At 66.5% G+C, this 16,208-nt stretch carries 17 protein-coding genes; 7 read left to right on the top strand and 10 right to left on the bottom strand.

Annotation, left to right across the window (positions count from 1 at the left end; genetic code table 11):
• Positions 1 to 21: 21 nt before the first annotated feature.
• Complete coding sequence (locus ABD259_RS03155; RefSeq protein ID WP_344099684.1) at positions 22 to 2,193, top strand: SpoIIE family protein phosphatase; 2,172 nt, start codon at positions 22 to 24, stop codon at positions 2,191 to 2,193.
• Positions 2,194 to 2,207: 14 nt separating this feature from the next.
• On the opposite strand, the gene ABD259_RS03150 is transcribed toward ABD259_RS03155, so the two are convergent.
• From ABD259_RS03150 to ABD259_RS03125, 6 genes are all read right to left on the bottom strand, one after another.
• The gene (locus tag ABD259_RS03150; RefSeq protein ID WP_344099169.1) at positions 2,208 to 2,813 is read right to left on the bottom strand and encodes a response regulator; all 606 of its coding nucleotides are present in this window, start codon (positions 2,811 to 2,813) and stop codon (positions 2,208 to 2,210) included.
• Positions 2,810 to 4,063 carry a sensor histidine kinase gene (locus ABD259_RS03145; protein WP_344160051.1) on the bottom strand — a complete coding sequence of 418 codons (1,254 nt, stop codon included), beginning with the start codon at positions 4,061 to 4,063 and terminating at the stop codon, positions 2,810 to 2,812. The genes ABD259_RS03150 and ABD259_RS03145 overlap by 4 nt, the downstream gene beginning before the upstream one ends.
• Before the next feature lie 150 nt (positions 4,064 to 4,213).
• Positions 4,214 to 5,011, bottom strand: coding sequence for an ABC transporter permease (locus tag ABD259_RS03140; RefSeq protein WP_344160048.1), 798 nt, complete (start codon positions 5,009 to 5,011; stop codon positions 4,214 to 4,216).
• Between the two features lie 103 nt (positions 5,012 to 5,114).
• The gene (locus ABD259_RS03135) at positions 5,115 to 6,125 is read right to left on the bottom strand and encodes an ABC transporter ATP-binding protein (RefSeq protein ID WP_344160045.1); all 1,011 of its coding nucleotides are present in this window, start codon (positions 6,123 to 6,125) and stop codon (positions 5,115 to 5,117) included.
• A gap of 242 nt (positions 6,126 to 6,367) precedes the next feature.
• On the bottom strand, positions 6,368 to 6,571 hold the full coding sequence (locus ABD259_RS03130; RefSeq protein ID WP_344160042.1) for a DUF397 domain-containing protein: 204 nt from the start codon (positions 6,569 to 6,571) through the stop codon (positions 6,368 to 6,370).
• A 7-nt stretch (positions 6,572 to 6,578) separates the two neighbouring features.
• Entirely contained in the window at positions 6,579 to 7,418 is an 840-nt protein-coding gene (locus tag ABD259_RS03125; RefSeq protein WP_344160039.1) for a helix-turn-helix domain-containing protein, read from the bottom strand.
• A gap of 334 nt (positions 7,419 to 7,752) precedes the next feature.
• Between ABD259_RS03125 and ABD259_RS03120 the strand changes: the two genes are divergently transcribed.
• A complete protein-coding gene (locus ABD259_RS03120) occupies positions 7,753 to 8,118 on the top strand; it encodes a hypothetical protein (protein ID WP_344160036.1) in 366 nt (121 codons plus the stop codon).
• Positions 8,115 to 8,324 carry a hypothetical protein gene (locus ABD259_RS03115; protein ID WP_344160033.1) on the top strand — a complete coding sequence of 70 codons (210 nt, stop codon included), beginning with the start codon at positions 8,115 to 8,117 and terminating at the stop codon, positions 8,322 to 8,324. Before ABD259_RS03120 ends, ABD259_RS03115 begins: the two co-directional genes overlap by 4 nt.
• A gap of 125 nt (positions 8,325 to 8,449) precedes the next feature.
• Here the strand turns inward: ABD259_RS03115 and ABD259_RS03110 are convergent, their stop codons facing one another.
• Positions 8,450 to 8,575: an SRPBCC family protein gene (locus ABD259_RS03110; RefSeq protein WP_344099182.1), complete on the bottom strand. Its 126-nt coding sequence runs from the start codon at positions 8,573 to 8,575 to the stop codon at positions 8,450 to 8,452.
• Positions 8,576 to 8,612: 37 nt separating this feature from the next.
• Positions 8,613 to 8,936 (bottom strand): SRPBCC domain-containing protein, encoded by a 324-nt coding sequence (locus ABD259_RS03105; RefSeq protein WP_344099184.1) that lies wholly within the window; start codon positions 8,934 to 8,936, stop codon positions 8,613 to 8,615.
• Between the two features lie 710 nt (positions 8,937 to 9,646).
• Between ABD259_RS03105 and ABD259_RS26040 the strand changes: the two genes are divergently transcribed.
• Positions 9,647 to 10,357, top strand: a complete 711-nt coding sequence (locus ABD259_RS26040; RefSeq protein ID WP_486348481.1) for a DUF8175 domain-containg protein — start codon at positions 9,647 to 9,649, stop codon at positions 10,355 to 10,357.
• Positions 10,358 to 10,716: 359 nt separating this feature from the next.
• Here the strand turns inward: ABD259_RS26040 and ABD259_RS03095 are convergent, their stop codons facing one another.
• Positions 10,717 to 11,250: a dienelactone hydrolase family protein gene (locus ABD259_RS03095; protein ID WP_344160027.1), complete on the bottom strand. Its 534-nt coding sequence runs from the start codon at positions 11,248 to 11,250 to the stop codon at positions 10,717 to 10,719.
• A 385-nt stretch (positions 11,251 to 11,635) separates the two neighbouring features.
• Between ABD259_RS03095 and ABD259_RS03090 the strand changes: the two genes are divergently transcribed.
• The 3 genes from ABD259_RS03090 to ABD259_RS03080 are packed head-to-tail and all read left to right on the top strand — an operon-like array spanning position 11,636 to position 14,519.
• A complete protein-coding gene (locus tag ABD259_RS03090; RefSeq protein ID WP_344160024.1) occupies positions 11,636 to 12,445 on the top strand; it encodes a hypothetical protein in 810 nt (269 codons plus the stop codon).
• A complete protein-coding gene (locus ABD259_RS03085; protein ID WP_344099194.1) occupies positions 12,429 to 13,043 on the top strand; it encodes an AAA family ATPase in 615 nt (204 codons plus the stop codon). The genes ABD259_RS03090 and ABD259_RS03085 overlap by 17 nt, the downstream gene beginning before the upstream one ends.
• A gap of 3 nt (positions 13,044 to 13,046) precedes the next feature.
• Positions 13,047 to 14,519 (top strand): ASCH domain-containing protein, encoded by a 1,473-nt coding sequence (locus tag ABD259_RS03080; RefSeq protein WP_344160021.1) that lies wholly within the window; start codon positions 13,047 to 13,049, stop codon positions 14,517 to 14,519.
• A 191-nt stretch (positions 14,520 to 14,710) separates the two neighbouring features.
• Here the strand turns inward: ABD259_RS03080 and ABD259_RS03075 are convergent, their stop codons facing one another.
• Positions 14,711 to 16,138: an NAD(P)/FAD-dependent oxidoreductase gene (locus tag ABD259_RS03075; RefSeq protein ID WP_344160018.1), complete on the bottom strand. Its 1,428-nt coding sequence runs from the start codon at positions 16,136 to 16,138 to the stop codon at positions 14,711 to 14,713.
• Between the last annotated feature and the right edge of the window lie 70 nt (positions 16,139 to 16,208).

Here is a 16,208-nt window from a genome sequence, read left to right as displayed (position 1 = left end):
TTCACAATGCCACATGATGCGATGAAGGTCGCCCGCCGGGAGTTCTCCCCGGCCCCCGAGACCGCAGGCGACGCCCGCCTCTTCGTCCGCGAGATGCTGGAGGAGTGGGGCGTCGAACGGTCGTGCGACGACGTCGTGCTGCTCGTCAGCGAGCTCGTCACCAACGCGGTGATCCATGCCCAGAGCATGCTGGAGGTGACCGTACGGCGGCTTCCGGACTCGATCGAGGTCGTCGTCGCCGACAGAGCGCCCGAGCGCGCGGTCCCGCAAGCGGGACCGCTGGCGGTGGACGTCGCCCCGTCGACCGACGGCCAACGCCACGGCGGCCTGGGGCTGGCCCTGGCCTCCGCGCTCGCCACCTCGTGGGGCGTCAGTTACAGCAAGGAGGACAAGGCGGTCTGGGTCCGGATGCAGGACGAGGCGGCGGCCGACGCGAACGGCGAGCTCGCCCCGCCGCTTCCGGTACGCCCCAACCGGCGGCGTCCCGAGCGCCCCGGACCGTGGGCGCCGCTGGACGCCGCGCTCTCGGCCCGGCTGTCCCTGCCCGACCTGCTGGACCGGACCGTCGACTACGCGCGCACCGCCCTGGGCGGGGACGCCGCCTACATCGCGCTGGCCACCACCGACGAGACCGAGTGGGAGGTGCGCACCGCCGTCGGGCTGACGAACAGCCCCTGGCGGGCGTTCCGCAGCCGGACCGAGGAGACCTTCCCGTCGGCGGCCCCGGCCCCGGGACCGGTCATCAACGACGACCTGATGATCGCGCGGGCGCACCGCGGTCGGCTCTCCAAGGCGGGCATGCGCTCGCTGGTCACCGCCCCGCTCATCGTGGACGGCCGGATCACCGGGCTGATCGGTGTGGCCTCGCGGCGCATCCGGCACTTCGGCGAGACCGCGGCCCGGCGCCTGCAGGACGGCGCCGACCGCATCGCCCTGCCCGTGGAGCGCGCCCGGCTGGCCGAGGTCGAGCTGGCGCGGCGGGCGTCGCTGAGCTTCCTCGCCGAGGCGAGCGACCTGCTGACGGGGACGCTCGACGAACACATGACCGCGGCGCTGGCGGCACAGCTGATCACCTCCCGGCTGGGCAGTTGGTGCGCGGTGCACGTCAACAACGACCTCGGGGCCTCGCGGCTGGCCTACGTCGTGCACAGCAACGAGAACTACAACGACGTGCTGCAGTCGCTGCTGTCCACGCTGCCGCCGCCCGAGCAGCACACGCCCCGCCCGCTGTGGAGCCGGGACATGCTGCTGGCGTCGGGCATCGAGGACGACCTGACGCACGAGTTGGCGCAGTCGCCGGCCATCAGCATCCCGCTGGTGGCCCACGGCCAGACGCTGGGTCGGCTGACCATGGGCAAGAAGCCCGACGAGGACTTCACCCGCGAAGACGTGGACGTGGCCGACGACCTCGCGCGCCGGGTGTCCTCGGCGATGGAGAACGCGCGGCTGTACGCGGGCCAGACCTCGATGAGCGAGGCCCTGCAGCGCAGCCTCCTCCCAGCCAAAGAAAAAGTGCCGGACATTCCCGGCGTGGACCACGCCGTGTTCTACCGTTCGGCCGACGAGCGCAACGTGGTCGGCGGCGACTTCTACGACCTGTTCGCCACCGACGGCCGCTGGTGCTTCGCGATCGGCGACGTCTGCGGCACCGGCCCGGCCGCCGCGGCCGTGACCGGACTGGCCCGCCACACCCTGCGCGCCCTGGCACGCGAAGGGTTCTCCCCGGCGCACATCATGCACCGGCTGAACCTCGCCATCCTGGACGAGAACACCACGACCCGCTTCCTGACCATGCTCTACGGGGAGATGACCCCGATCGGCGAACCGGGCGAGGGCTTCCGGATCCGCCTGGTCTCGGCGGGCCATCCGCTGCCGCTGCTCCTCAACCAGAAGGGCGAGGTCACACCGGCCGGAACGTCCCAGCCCCTCCTGGGCGCGTTCGAGGACGTCGACTTCTACACCGAGACCATCGAGGTCGCCTCGGGCGACGTGCTCCTGGCGGTCACGGACGGCGTCACCGAACGCCGCAACGGCACCCAGATGCTCGGCGACGAGGGCCTGATGCGCATCTACTCCAACTGCTCGGGGCTGACAGCCCAGGCCGTCATCGTCCGCCTCGACCGCGACCTGGAGGAATTCGCCCCGGGCGGGCACACCGACGACACGGCCATGTTGGTGCTGCGGTTCCTGTAGGGCGGCACGGCCGGTCAGAGCCACCCCATGTCCTGGGCGGTGCGGATGGCGGACATGCGGTTGTCCGTGCCGGTCTTGCTGATGGCGTTGGACAGGTAGTTGCGTACCGTTCCCTCCCCCAGGTGGAGCGTTCGGGCGATGGCGGCGACCGAGGCGCCGTCGGCCGCGGCACGAAGCACGTCGGCCTCGCGCGGGGTCAGGGGGCTCTCGCCCGCAGCCATCGCGGCGGCGGCGAGTTCGGTGTCGATATAGCGTCCGCCGCCGTGCACCTTGCGGATGGCTCCGGCGAGCTGCTCGACGGGGGCGTCCTTGGCCAGGAACCCGCGAGCGCCGGCGGCCAGGGCGCGGCGCAGGTAGCCGGGGCGGCCGAAGCTGGTCAGGATGAGGACGCCGCAGTGCGGGGCGGTCTGCTTCAGCTCGGCGGCGACCTCCAAGCCGGTGGCGCCGGGCATCTCGATGTCGAGGACCGCGATGTCGGCGCTGTTCTCGGTCACCGCCGCAGCCACCTGGTCCCCGCGGCCGACCTCGGCGACGACCTCCAGGTCCTCCTCCAACCCCAGCAGTGCGGCGATGGCACCGCGGATCAGGTGCTCGTCGTCGGCAAGGACGATGCGGATCAACCCGTCGCTCCTTCTCGATCTCCGAGCGGCGCGGGGTCCGGCCGCCGCCCGACGTCTCGGGACAGTAAGGGCAGCACCGCCCGCAGCAGGAAACCGTCCTTGCCGCTCAAGCTGGCCGACACCTCCCCCCGCACCGCGGCGGCACGTTCGGAGAGACCGGTGAGGCCGTTCCCGAAGCGCACCTCGCCGTCGTGCGCGGCACGCGCACCATTGTTGTACACCTCGACGACCAGTGCCCGCTCGTCACGGCGCAGCGTGATATCGCATCGGGAAGCGGTGCTGTGCCGCAGCACGTTGGTGCCCGCCTCGCGGACCAGCCAGGCGGTGAGCGCCCGCAAGTCGGCAGGGGCGTCGATGTCGTCACCGGTCACCGTGCAGTCGACCCCGGCGGCACCGAGAACCGAGCGCACGCTGGCGATCTCGGCATCGAGGTCGACCTCCCGATACCCGCTGACGGCGGTGCGCACCTCGCGCAGCGCCTCACGCGCCAGCCGCTGCACCTCCAACATCTCCCGCGCGGCCTGCTCGGGCGCCCGCTCGGCCAGACGGGCCGCGAGCTCACTCTTCACCGACAGCGCGGAGAGGCTGTGCCCGAGCAGGTCGTGCATGTCGCGGGAGAACCGGAGCCGCTCCTCGGTGACGGCGAGCCGTGCCTGTGCTTCGCGCGCTGCGGTCGCCTCGTTGGCGACCTCCCAGAGCCACAGGACGCCGTAGTTGGTCACGAGCATGAGCACCGCCCAGACCACAGGGATGCCCCAGACAAACGCCATCAAAGCCACGTCGGACTCCGGAAAGGCGAGGAACCTGACCCACGGCCCGACGAGGAGGGCGACTGTCACGACGACGGTCCGCCGACGGGGCCGCACCATCATCACCGTGGCCCACCACACGGAAGCGATGAGCAGGCTCGAATAGTACACACCGATCGCCACGAACACGGCGGCGAGCAGTGCCAAGGACGTCCAGTAGGCAACGTTCTGCGGGTCCGTTCGCCGCCTCATTCGGACGAGCATCATCCACATGACGATCCCGGCGAGCGGCAGGGAAAGGAGCGCACCGACGACGGCGCCCGGCAGCGACACGCCCTCGCTCCTGACGGCGTTCGCCACCTGGGTGAGGCCGAAGACGGGGATCAACAGCGCGAAGATGGCGAAGCTGCCGATCACGACCCACCGTGCATGGCGCAGCCGCCGGTGCGCCGACTGCGGCACCGTCATGGACACCCGGTTAGGTTCCTCGGCCTTCGGCATCCGACCCCTCCCTGTGCGTTGACCGCTCGCCCGCGCGCATGCGACGAAGCGGTACGCGGCGGCCGGTCCGTCCTCCCGACCGCCGCTCACCGTACCGCCGGGAGGCGCGCCCGAGCTTCACCCGACGGTGGTGTGCTGCTCTCCTCCGGCTCAGTCCGCCTGACGCGGGTCCCACCGGAAGAAGCGCAGCAGGTAGGTCGCGATCCCCAGCCAGACGAGCAGGACCAGCAGCGATGGTGCGGCGGCCACCCACAGGTCGAGCCCGGTGGCGGAGGTGGCGCCCTCCACTCCACCGAAAGTGTCGAGGCCGAAGTAGGCGCTGCGGGCGATGTCGATCGCCGGAAGCATGGGGAGGTAGGACAGGGCGTTGGCTACCGGGGCGGGCATCAGGTCCGGCGGGACGAACGTGCCGCTGATGGCGATGAACAGCAGGAACGGGACCATGCTGATCATCTGCGCGCTCTCGGCGTTGCGGGCCAGGTTGGTGAAGACCAACCCGAGCATGCTCACGATCGCGGTAGTCAGCATGACGGCGAGTAGGAGCAGCAGCGGATCGCTCGGCAGCGTGTCGAAGCGGGCCGCCATGAGTCCGCCGACCAGCACGGAGATCGCCACCGTGATGGCGAACACCGCCACTCCAGTGGCACCGAACAGGGCGGCGGGCGGGACGCCGCTGACCCGGAACCGCTTGAGGATCATCATCTCGCGCCGCGCGGCGTACACGTTGGGCATGTGCAGGACCGCCAGGGTCATCGCCGACAGGACGGGGAGCCCGCTCACCAGGTACGCGCGGTTGAGGATGCCGGGCGCGACCTCCGCCTCGGGCATGGTGAAGGCGGGTAGCAGCAGCACCAGCGGCATGAACGCCATGTACAGCGCGGTTCGGTAGCGGTGGAACAGGGTGAGCTCTGTGCGCGTCAGCCGGAGGAGCTGGCGTACCGCACTCACGGGTGCACGTGGGGGTCGGCGCGTGTCGGTTGTGGGCGGAGCGGTGGTGGCCATGGCGTCGGTCCTTCGCGGTGTGGGGGCGAGTCGGGTGCGTTCGGGGGGTCTAACCGGACACCAGATCGGCGGCTCCGTCGGCGACGCTGAGGAAGACGTCCTCCAACGAGGCACTGCGCACTTCCAGCCGGTGCAGGGTGGTGCTGTGGACGTCCGCCCAGGCGAGCAGCGGAGCCAGCGCGCCGTGGGCACGTCCCTCGGTGTCCTCACCCCGGACCGTGTAGCTGACCCATGCCTCCTCCTGGCGCATCTCCACCTCCGCCGTGGCGCCGGGAAGCCCAGGCAGGTCGTCGAAGCGGACATCGGCGGGCAGCCGGAAGGCGATCCGGTCGCCGTGGCCGACGACGACCTCGCGCAGCGTCCCGGCCACTTTGACCTCACCCCGGTGCATGATGGCGAGCCGGTCGGCCAGGCGCTCGGCTTCTTCGAGGTAGTGCGTGGTGAGGAGGACGGCGACGCCGTCGGCGACGAGGTCGGCGATGAGCGTCCACGTCTCGCGGCGCGCCTCGGGGTCCATGCCGGTGGTCGGCTCGTCCAGGAACAGCACCTCGGGCCGGGTCAGTACGGCCAGCCCGAGGTCGAGTCGCCGCTTCTGCCCTCCGGACAGCTGCCGGACGGCGACCCGGGCCTTGTCGGCCAACCCGGTCAGCGCCAACACCTCGTCGCGCCCCAACGGGTCGGCGCACAGGTCCCGGGAGAGGTCGATGGTCTCGGCAACGGTCAGCTCACCGAAGAGGCCGCTGTGCTGCAGCACCGCGTTCGTCCGTTCCCGCAGGGCAGGCGGCTGCCCATACGGGTCGCTACCGAAGACCCGCACCGTTCCGCTCGTAGGACGCCGAAAGCCCTCCAGCGTCTCGATCGTGGTGGTCTTTCCAGCACCATTGGTGCCGAGTAAGGCGAACAGCTCTCCGGGAACGACGTCGAACGAGATGCCCTTGACCGCCTCGAAGTCGCCGTAACTCTGCCGAAGGTCGCGCACACTGACCGCGGCGCCGGTGTCGGCGTCACCACCGGGGTGCGCGTCGCTCGCTGGGAATGGGCTCTGCTGTGCCGTACTCATGCCCAGCAGTCTCGCGAACCTGCCCGGGCACGGGGCAGACGCCGCTGTCACCGCTCGACCGTGAACTCCTCAGCGCGACGCGATGACAGATGTCATGACGTCTGTCCGTTGGGCAGGCTGCGTGGCCTCTGGCCGGAACCAACTGCTGGTGACAGACGTATCGGCAGGATAGAGTGAATGCGGGATATTCGAGTACCGGAGCCCTGCAGCCAGGCTGGCTGCAGGGCTCCGGTGTCTCTGCGTCAGGCGAGTTCGTCGGCCTTGACCGCCTTAACGAAGACAGCCCACTCGACCGCCTCGAATACCAGCGAGCCAAGGTGGCGGTGCTGGCTGTCGCGGACGCTGGATGCGCCCGGGACATCGGCAACCTCGACACAGTTGTTCGAGGTGGGCTGGCTATAGCTGCTCTTGCGGTACAGCCGGTCGGGGACACGCTCGTACGTCATCGGGTTCCTAAGTGATCATCTCTCGGAGCCTCATCACGGTCTCCTGAGGGGTGAGGGCCGCAATACGGATATGCCCAAATAGATGACGATATCGCGCCACTTCCTCATGGTCTTCGAGGTAGATGCCGTCCGTGTCCGTCTCCAGGTAGACAAAGGACGGGTCGACATTGCTGGGGAAGTCCATGAGCACGAAAGCTCCCGCGCTCCCCGGGTTGAGGCGGCTGCTCATGGTCATCTGCAAGGTCGTTGCCCCAGGATGTTCAGCCATATGGATGAGATGCTCCACCTGGCGCCGTTGGATCTCTGGCCAGTCCTTCAGACGTAGTAGGGCACCTTCGTCGAACACTGCCCACAGTTCCGGCGGATTCTCCTTCAAGATCTTCTGACGCTCGATCCGGGCATCCACAGTGCGCTGGATGTCCTTCGGGTCGCGCATCAACGCCGTCTTGGCCAAGAGCTCGGTGTATTCCGGCGTCTGCAGCAAGCCTGGGACGACCAGCGGTTCCCAGTTGGAGATGACGGATGCCTCGGCTTCGAAACCGATGTAGTCGCCCTTCAGGACATCGGTGTAGCGGGACCACCATCCGGTCTGCTGCGACTGGCGACACAGTGTCAAGATCTCTTCGCGCTCACGCTCGCCGTGTGACCCGTAGGCGTCGAGCAGCGCCTTGACCTCGATGACCTTCGGTTTCTTCTTTTCTCCCGTCTCGATGTTGTTGATGGTCGTTCGGGAGATTTCGGTCGCTTTAGCGGCATCATCCAAAGTCATGCGCGCTTGAAGGCGACGACTCTTCAGCGCCTCCGACAGGCGGCGTCGGCGGACAGTCGGGCTGTATCGCTCAGTCACTAATGGACTCCCCAGCATGGCGTACTGCTCCGATCGTAGAGCTGCCGAAGGTCCTGCCCGAACCAGACGTTCCGGGACTTATAAGACGGGATTTCAGGATTAGATTGCAAACCTGAATTTCAGGTTCCATCATTGATGGTACTCGAAATCCCGACTTGCCAGACCTCCCATCTGGCCCTACCCCCGAGGGGTTCACATGCGAATCATGCTGTTCCTACTCGCCCTCACAACCGCGCTATTGCAGATGACCGGCTATGCGCCTGCACCTACCGGACGACACGCACGCACCGGGCGCGGACCGTCGGCCACAGACGAGGCATCGACCGCCGAGACCATGCCTCCAGCAACTCAGTCGAAGCGGCCTCGGCCCTACGCCCCGGAACGCGAACCGGAGCCAGCCTCAGAACCGCGTATCCCAGATCGCGACGCCTTCTACGAACTGGCCGAGCTCTCCCGACATGCATCCCGGTGGCACTTCACCTACGACCGCTCCGCGTCGAAGGCCCCCTACACCGCCACAAACTGCGTCGAGCCACGAGTGAGCGTCGCGGCCTCCAGCGTCCAAGGCCTGGAACACGTGCTCGACGACATCAGGCTTCCCAACCCCGTTCGGCGCTACTACCGGCTGGCCCACCAGCACCGACCGACCGCAGACCAGGAACGCGCCGATCTCGATCTGCTCGCGAGGGCAGCCCGATGATCGCCCCACAGGCCCCGCCGGGACACCTCGGCGACGTCTTCATCGAAGTCCGCCACCAAGCCGAATCCCTCGGCCACACACTCACCTGGTATCGGACCAAGGACGGGTGGCGCTTCACCCTGACCGACCACACCACGGGGAGCAAGCGCACTTACCCCTACCTCGCCCAAGTACAAGCCCAGCTCGACAGGGCCGCACGCAGCTGACGCGTTCCCCCAAACTGCCGCCCGGCCTTGATGAGGGGTCAAGGCCGGGCGGCTCCACGACCACAGACGTCTCAGCTGTCGAAGGTCTGATCCAGAAGTCATCCAGGAGACGCAACCGGCCCTGGTCACTTCTCCTCGGGCAGAAAGCGGCCGGTCTCCAGCAGTGTCTTGAGGCTGGACACGATCATCGGCCAGCCTTCGCTGCACATGCCGATCATGGTGCCGCCACGCTCGAATCCTTCGTGCGTCACGGTGAGCTTCACTACCGGGCCGATCGGCTCGATCTCGTTAGGTGACGCGGATACGCGGCTCAGAAGCCAGTCGGGCGCGCAGCTCCTCCTCGACTTCAACCTGCTTGGCCCATTCCGGGGTGAAGGTGTGCCATGTGTAAGAGAGTTGGCAGGGCGGGTCACTGACGAGCACGCGCTGGTCGGGGTGGGTGATCTCTGCACCGTTCACCTTCCACACCATGGGCGAGCCCTCCTCCCAGTCCGTCTCGAAGACCGTGCCTCCCCAGAACTGGGCGGTGAGGGCAGGATCAGTCAAGGCCTGCCAGAGCAGCTTGGGCGCTGCGTGTATGTGGATCGTGTAGCGGAAGGTGTCGGTCTCCACGCCAGGATTCAACCCCGGACGCACCAGGGCGGGCCCACCCGCCACGCCGAGGCACCCGAAGTGATGCGACCCTCGACGCCCACGAGTCCATCCGCCGCGTCACCGCACACACCCGGAACACTGAATCCCTCACGATCACGTACAGGGTCCGTCCAGTTCGAGACCCATCTCGACAAATCCCCACAGAGTTGATTGCCTTCCTCAAAAAATCCGTGCGGCCTTGCTGAGGGACCAAGGCCAGACGGCTTCCGGAAGGCTCAATACCTGACGCTTGAACACGAACCCTCGTTACCGGGTGGTTCCGAGCAGGCTGTTTAACGACGCTTCCCGGACTGAAGAGCCCACAGGATGGCACTGGATGACATCTCCAGTAAAACCGCATTAGGCTCCTCAGCGCCTGTCTTATTACAGGCGCTCACCAGATACGCCCACCCCCTATCGTTTGCTGCACCCTAGCCCCGCTTTACAAGTCGCAGCATCCAGGTTGGACATAACACCTGAAAGGTATGCCGCCAGCCCGACCTGCGCTTATAACCCCCGGTGTCCGGATCACATGAGCTACATGGTAGAAAACATCGTTGGATACTGAGAGATCCACCCTGATATAGACACGAAAGCGAGTCCACGTGACCTCCCCTGATCCGGGTATACGAGAAGCGCATCCGAGCGCCACATCGAGACGAAATCCTGCGCTTTGGGTGGCAGTAGCTATGATCTCGGCACTAGTCGTCTTCGCGGCTATGGCTATCGCATTCGTCGCAGGAACAGCGGTCGGAAACGACAACGAACCAGAAGCTCAGGCTGACGGAAGGCACGGCGGAAGAGATGTGTCAGGGGCCGCGTCCGGTGGGGATTCTGAGGAACAGGCGACGTTAACTACCCCACCCTGCGAACGCCCCCCAGCCGAAGCGGACGCGTTTTTCAACGGCTTCTCGGAGGACACGCATTGGGAAGGGGTTGGAACCATGCGCGCCCCGACATCACCCGATCACGGACCGGGAAAAACCGAGGACAGCGGCTATCGGCACTGCTATGCCAATACCCCCGAAGGCGCGGTGATCGCTGCGACGAACTTCATCGCCATGACCGACGACCCCGAGGCCCTACCGGAAATGCTTCCGGACATGCTAGCCGACGGCCCCAGGAAGGATTCAGCCCTCGCCGAGTTCGAAGAAGAGGGACCGCACGCCCCCGAGGAGTACGGAGGTTATATCGCTGGGGTGAAGATGCTCGCCTATGGTCACGACCGCGCGGATATGGAGGTGGCCCTCGTCATAGAAGAACAATCCCGAGGCATGGCGTCGATCCGCGTCAACCTCAGGTGGGAACGGGGTGACTGGAAGGTCGCCTTCAATGATCAAGGTGATCTCTTTGAGGCTTCCTTGATCACCTCGCTTGACGGTTACACGCTCGCAGGATGATGGTTCTGGAGCGAAATCCTCGCTGGTTTCCTAAAAACCATGCGCGGAGATTTGAGGAGAGTGGGAATTTCAAAATGAGCTGTTCTTTTGGTCCAATAGCCTCAGCCCAGTGACGGAGCCGCAGGAGACCACACGCCGCGTGCCACAGAGGACCTGGGGGTAGGTGGGCGCTCCAGCACCGCCCGGAAGCGGCTGCGGAACGGACCGAACTCGATCTCCTTGCGAGAGCAGCCCAGTGATCGCCCGACAGAGCCCGCCCGGACACCTCGGCGACGTGTTCCTCGAAGTCCGCCACCTGGCCGAGACCCTCGACCGCACACTGACCTGGTACCGCACCGACGACGGATGGCGCTTCACCCTCACCCACCACCAGACAGGGAACAAACGCACCTACCCCTACCTCGCCCAGGTCCAGGCCCACCTCGACCGGGCCGCACAGTCAGGTCGTTTTCGGCGAGACCGAGGTGGACTCGGGCGGTGAGATTGGGGACGAGGCGGTGCGGGCTGTCGGGCGCGTCGGTGACCAAGGGGCCGGGGTGGAATCCGGCGACTGCGGCTACCTGTTCGGGGTGGGCCGCCGCGGTGCGCATCGCCAAGACGGCGCCCATGCAGTAGCCGGTCACGGCGACCGGTCCGGCGCTGACCTCGGGCTGGGTGGTGAGGAACCTGAGGTAGGAGTCGGCGTCGCGCAGGGCGCGTTCGGTGGTGTGCGCCTCGATCAAGGGCATGAGCTGGGTGAAGACCGCGGGCCGGATCTCTTCTCCGATGTGCTCGGGAAGTTCGATCACCGGTGCCGGGCCGTGCCGGTAGTAGAGGTTGGGGACGAGCACGTAGTAGCCGTGCTCGGCCAGTTCGGTCCTCGGTAGAAGTTGCCCGACCTGACCAACCGGCACCCGGGGGTACTGCTATACACGGACGCCTTCGGCATCCGCCCCGTGCTGGAGAAGATGGCGGCCGCTTGCAGCCGCCCGGCATTGACCCCTCCGCTTGGGCCGGGCGGCTCTTTTCCGGGGAAAGCGTGTCAGCGCGGAGAGGCATCCGATCATGTGGCCCATCCGCCCTGACCGTGCACAAGGCCTGCGCCTTCGGAGGCCATCTGAAGAGTTCTGTGAGTTGTCGCGCTTCGCGCGCAGTTTTTTCTAGGCTGCCGCCCCGTGGCTGAGGTTTCCATCCCCACCGCTCACCGCTGTGGTGCAGGTGTGCAAGCGTGCCCACCCATCCCAGGTTCTACTGCGCAAAGGTCTGCCAACCGTTCCCGATGAAGTATCCCCCCAGCTATTGGGACTGCGTGGAGTCGCTGCCCGCGCCGCCGACCCTTCTGATCATTCCTCGCTTCTCGCCGCCCTGGACGTGGTCCTCAAGGCAGCTCTCGCTCGATTCGACGACTCCCGCTACTCCCGCTCGGCCCGCGCCCTGTTTGGCCTTCCTCCGGGTGAAGCGGGTACCACCCTCACCGCCCGCCGCGAGGCGGCCGCGCGGGCATGTGGGAACGAGGTTCACCACTTCCGCAAGCGCGTCGAGCCACGGCTCATCGAGCGGCTGGCGTGGATGCTCCAGCGTGACGCTGAGCAGTTCCGCGGCACTCGCGCTCTTGCCCCCCGCCTGGCTCCAGCCGAGGGGCAGTCACGTCTTCCGAACGATGTTTTCGCTTGGGAACTCACCGAGCACGAAGAGCACCTCAGCCGTGTATGGGCCGCTGTGTATGCCCTTCGGGCTGAGCTGCTGACCATGGACCGAATGGCGAGCATGGAAGAAGGGTTCCAAGCGATCACGCGCCAGGCCGTCACTGCGGCATGGCGGTACGGCCTTCTGCGATCCGAAGCGGAGCGGTACAGGGAGGTTTACCCACCCGGCTCATTCGGCGCGCTCGGCGAACTTTCTGTTGACGACATTGTCGACTTGGCTGGCTGGACGCCTCCTATGAGGGACGAGCAGCTTTCCTTACTGGTGCTCGCGGCAGCCGAGAATCCCGACCGGGACGGCTTCACCTCGTCACTCAGGGCCGAGGTGGAGTTAGGCGAGGCGTGGTCACAGCCCTGGCTTGACCGCAGGACAAAGAACGAGGAAGGCCATGACACCGACAACTGAGTCCCCCGACCCGCTCACCTCCGCTATCGCCGAGACAGCCATGGGTGATCCGCGCCGCTACGTCATTACTGGCGGCCCGTCCGTCGGAAAGGACGACGTGATCGCTGAGATCATCAAGCACGGAATCCCGTGCATGGAGTCGGAGGCAGGCCGCGCCATCTACCGCAAGCACCGCCAGCGGCTGGGGCGCCACCTGCGCGCCGAGGACCGCCGCGAGTACGCGGCCGAGGTCCTGGAGGCTTTCATCGCCGAGTTCGAGGGCCATAAGCACGGCATCCGTTTCTACAACCGAGGCATCCCCGACTCCTACGGCTGGGAGCGGTTCTTCGGGCTCTCGCCCACGCCACAGCTGGAAGAGGCCAACCGTGTCTACCGCTACGACGCCGTATTCGTCCTCGACCCCCTCGACACTTTCGAGGACCCCGACGACATCGTGTGGGCCAAGGACCGAGAGATCCGGCGGGTGCATGAGCTGGTCGTTCAGGGCTACTACGACGCCGGATACGAGCCTGTCTTCGTCCCGGCCGAAGCCGCCGCGACGCGGCTCGACTTCATCCTCAACAACCTGCGGATACCCAAACCTAAGCGTGAGAGGTGAACCGTGGCGACCACCCCCCTGCTGGTCTCACCCAACTCGGTACTCGCTAACGCTCTGCTGCGCTCTGTCGACCTGCTTCGTCCCCGCGTCCACGCGATCCGCCCGAAGCGGATCGCATTCGTGGTGGGGACCCAGATCAATGGCGCCCCGCATCTCGGGACGAACCTCGTACAAACAACGGCCTTCCTGCTCGCCAAGATCGCCCGGCGGGAGTTCTCCGTCGAGACGTCGGTAAAGTTCGGCGCGCTCGACAACGCGCCTTACGACGTCGTTCTTGATCCTGAAACCCACCACGCCTACCAGCAGACCTACTACCACTCCCTGGGCAAGTCCGGAGTGGGGGCGCTGATCGACACCTACTACCGTGGGTTCTTCGATTCTCTGGCCGATGCCACGAGCACTGACTACGAGTTGGAGAGCTACACCGACCAGCAGGCCGCTCCTGGCTTCCGCGCTGAGTTCCTGCGCACGCTCGAACGGTTGGACGAGATCCGGTGGTGGATGGCACCGTCCCACGGCATTGTGCACACGCGCCTCCCCTGCCCGGAGTGCGGGTGGGCGGAGAAACGGGCGGAACGGACCAGGCTGATCCATCTCGATGAGGACGGGGCCCTGTTCACGGCTGTGTGTCTCGACCATGGCGACTACGAGGTCCCTGTTGATCCGGAGAACGACACTTACCTCGATCTGGCGACGCTCTACCGCAATCTCGTGAAGGAACGTGCGCTCGGGCGCGACAGCAGAACGCTGTACGTCATGCTCAAGGGCGGTGACTGGGCATTCGGCTGCCAGCTTGTCGATGGAGCGCTCACCGTCCTCGGTACGCCCGGATCACATATGCCCTTGCGCATCTTCACCCCGCAGGTGTTGGCGCACACCGGCGCCAAACTATCGAAGTCATTGCTGCGCGAGCGTGGTGAAGACGCATTGCCCGCCGATGTGGAACCCTGGATGCTCAACACCACGGCCTGGGACGGCAACACCGACAACTATGTGGATGCCCTGATCTGGCTCGTCGCGGAACTTCTCTCCGATCCCAAGCACTTCTTCCGTAGCTTCACCGTCAAGGAACTCGGCCGACTGATGAGCAACCGACCCGCAGACCTCGAAGCCCGCCCCCGTGCACACGAGATGGGGATCTACAAGCGGTACTTCGACCTGATCAAGGCAGGCACGAAGACAACGGAGATCCGTGTCAACGACTCCTCACGTGCCCGGATCAGGTCTGGGGACCTGATCCGGTTCCGGTGTCGCGATGAGGAGGTCCTCACGCGGGTGACGAGGATCGCCCGCTACGCCGACTTCGACGAGATGTTCGACCACGAGCCGGTCTCCTCGGTCAACCCGACCGCGACCAGGGAGGACCAGCTGCGCAATATCCGCGAGATCTACCCGCCGGAGCGCGAGGCGCTCGGCGTCGTAGCGATCGGCATCGAACTCGCAGAAACACCTCAAGGACAGAATCACGTGCGATAAGACGGCGGGACGTACCCGGCCCCGGTCGAGACAGCGAAGGCCGAGCGGCTCGATCGGGGGGTGGGTGGGTCCGCCAGCAGACGTGCACTACCGCGGTGGGCGGTGGGGACGGAAACCCCAGCCACAACGCGGCAGCATAAAAGAGAACTGCGCGCGAAGCGCGTCCTTATTCTCTTCTGCAGTCGGAATTTTCAGCTGTCGAAGCCGAGACCGAGTCTGTCCAGGGTGGTCAGCCACAGGTTGCGGCGGCCGTTGTTGCGGTCGGCGGCGGCGATGGCGCGTCTGGTGAGTTCGATGCCCGTGTAGCGCAGGGGTTCGGGTGGGAACGGGATGGGTTTGGAGCGGACCATCTCAAGGCGGGTGCGTTCGGTGTCCTCCCCCGCCAGGAGGTCGAGCATGACTTCGGCGCCGAAGCGGGTGGCGCCGACGCCGAGGCCGGTGTAGCCCGATACATAGGCCAGGCGGCCGCCGTAGGCCAGGCCGAAGAAGGCGCAGAAGCGGCTGCACGTGTCGATCACGCCGCCCCAGGCGTGGGTGAAGCGCAGGTCTTCGAGTTGGGGGAAGGTCGCGAAGAAGTGCTCGGCCAACCGCTCGAAGGTCTCCGGGCGCTGGTCGTATTGGGGGCGGACCTTGCCGCCGTAGTGGTAGATGACGTCGTAGCCGCCCCACAGGATGCGGTTGTCGGCGCTGAGTCGGTAGTAGTGGAACTGGTTGGCCGAGTCGGAGAGCCCTTGGCGGTTCTTCCAGCCGATCGAGGCCATCTCCTCCTCGCTCAGCGGCTCGGTCATCAGGGCGTAGTCGTAGACCGGTGCCACGAAGTGGCGAATTCGGCGCAGCGGGCCGGGGAAGGCGCCCGTCGCCCAGGCGACGCGGCGGGCCGTTACGGCACCGCTTCTGCTTTCGAGGCGGAGGCCGCCGGAGATCGAACGGATATCGCGGACGGGGGTCTGTTCGTAGATGCGCACCCCCAGTCGCAGGCACGCCGCGCGCAGGCCCCAGGCGAGTTTGGCCGGGTGGAGCATGGCGACGGCGTCCGGGTCGAACATGCCGCCAACGTAGGTCGGGGAGTCGACTTCGGCCCTCGTTTGCTCCTCGGTGAGGAATTCCGTGGTGTAGCCGAGTTCCCTCAGGTTGGCGGCTTCTACGGCGAGATCGTCGGCTTGCCACTGTGCGGTGGCGACCAGCAGCTCACCCGTTCGCTCGAACTCGCAGTCGATCCCGTGGCGCGCGATGGCCGCCTCGATCTCGTCCAGGTTCTGACGCCCCAGCCGCTCCAGGTCGGCGATCTCGTCCGGCCAGCGGTTCGCCCCGTTCGCGAAGCCGTGGGTCAGGCTGGACGCGCAGAACCCTCCATTGCGCCCGGACGCAGCCCATCCGGCGGTACGGGCCTCGATCAGCACGACGTCACGGCCGGGGTCGCGCTCCTTGGCGATCAGTGCCGCCCAAAGTCCACTGAATCCGGCCCCGACCACGGCGAGGTCGGTGGTGATCTCGCCGGACAACGCCGACGCTGTTTCGGGCACCTCGTGGCCCTCGACCTCGGGGTCCAGCCAGAAGGCCAGGGGTTTGGCCCCGGCCAGGGCCGCCGTAGCGGCGGTTGACGGGTCAGGCGCGGACACGACGCATCACTTCACTCCGTTGTCATGATATTGCGCGATGTGATGACCGGGGGATGTGACCTCCAGGGGC

This window comes from Nocardiopsis rhodophaea (assembly GCF_039530945.1).
In the GTDB taxonomy this organism is placed as follows: Bacteria; Actinomycetota; Actinomycetes; order Streptosporangiales; family Streptosporangiaceae; genus Nocardiopsis_C; species Nocardiopsis_C rhodophaea.
This window is presented reverse-complemented; position numbering and strand designations above follow the sequence as displayed.

What these genes read in the sequence shown, in the direction of transcription:
- ABD259_RS03155 (WP_344099684.1), top strand. Translation starts at nt 22, where the DNA reads ATGAAGGTCGCCCGCCGGGAGTTCTCCCCGGCCCCCGAGACCGCAGGC.
- ABD259_RS03145 (WP_344160051.1), bottom strand. Translation starts at nt 4,063, where the DNA reads ATGCCGAAGGCCGAGGAACCTAACCGGGTGTCCATGACGGTGCCGCAG.
- ABD259_RS03135 (WP_344160045.1), bottom strand. Translation starts at nt 6,125, where the DNA reads ATGAGTACGGCACAGCAGAGCCCATTCCCAGCGAGCGACGCGCACCCC.
- ABD259_RS03130 (WP_344160042.1), bottom strand. Translation starts at nt 6,571, where the DNA reads ATGACGTACGAGCGTGTCCCCGACCGGCTGTACCGCAAGAGCAGCTAT.
- ABD259_RS03120 (WP_344160036.1), top strand. Translation starts at nt 7,753, where the DNA reads ATGCCTCCAGCAACTCAGTCGAAGCGGCCTCGGCCCTACGCCCCGGAA.
- ABD259_RS03115 (WP_344160033.1), top strand. Translation starts at nt 8,115, where the DNA reads ATGATCGCCCCACAGGCCCCGCCGGGACACCTCGGCGACGTCTTCATC.
- ABD259_RS26040 (WP_486348481.1), top strand. Translation starts at nt 9,647, where the DNA reads ATGATCTCGGCACTAGTCGTCTTCGCGGCTATGGCTATCGCATTCGTC.
- ABD259_RS03085 (WP_344099194.1), top strand. Translation starts at nt 12,429, where the DNA reads ATGACACCGACAACTGAGTCCCCCGACCCGCTCACCTCCGCTATCGCC.